Here is a 650-nt window from a genome sequence, read left to right as displayed (position 1 = left end):
GTCAAGGCGCTCAGGATCGGCGATCTGCTCAAGGCGCGGCGCAAGCCGATCCTGATGGCGGCGGCCGCGATCATGCTAGCGCTTGCCGGCCTGCAGCTTGGCAAGGCCTTCTTCTCCGATCCGGCCCCGGTTGCCAGCAACGACGCCGCGCCGATCATCGCCGCCCAGCCGGTGGAGACGGCCTCGCTCAACGCCACGGCCGAACCGAAGACCATTGCCGAGCCAAAGGCGGCTTCCGCGGCGCAGGAGACGCCGACCCGTGCCGTGCGGCAAGCGGAACCGGTCAGGGACGCGGCGCCCGCGCAGACCGCGGCCGTGCCGCCGACGGACGCCGATATGGTGAAGCAGGCGGCGCCCGCCGCCACTGAGCCGGCACCAACGCCCATGGCTTCGGCCGCGCCTGCTGCGACGGCGCCGGATGTCACCGCTGCAGCGCCCGCGGCGCCAGCAACGGACGCGGATGCCGACGCCGAGCCGATGGCCACGGCGCCGACCGCCGCGCCGACGGTGCCCGCCACCACCGGCGCGGTTCCGCCCGCCGGCGCCGCGCCTGAGGCAGCGGCGGCGACATACAACATCCCGGCTGACGCAGGTCCGCAGGCCCTGCGCGACGCGGCGGCCGGCGGTGACGCCAAGGCGCTGTTCGAGGT

General features: G+C 74.8%; 1 pseudogene. It reads left to right on the top strand.

Features of this window, described 5'->3' with window-relative positions:
- A pseudogene (locus EN781_RS33650) lies at nucleotides 1-650 on the top strand (peptidoglycan-binding protein); the annotation flags it as partial.

The organism is Mesorhizobium sp. M4A.F.Ca.ET.090.04.2.1 (assembly GCF_003999085.1).
GTDB lineage: Bacteria > Pseudomonadota > Alphaproteobacteria > Rhizobiales > Rhizobiaceae > Mesorhizobium.
Note: the sequence above shows the minus strand (reverse complement) of the source record. Positions and strands in the feature narration are given on the sequence as shown.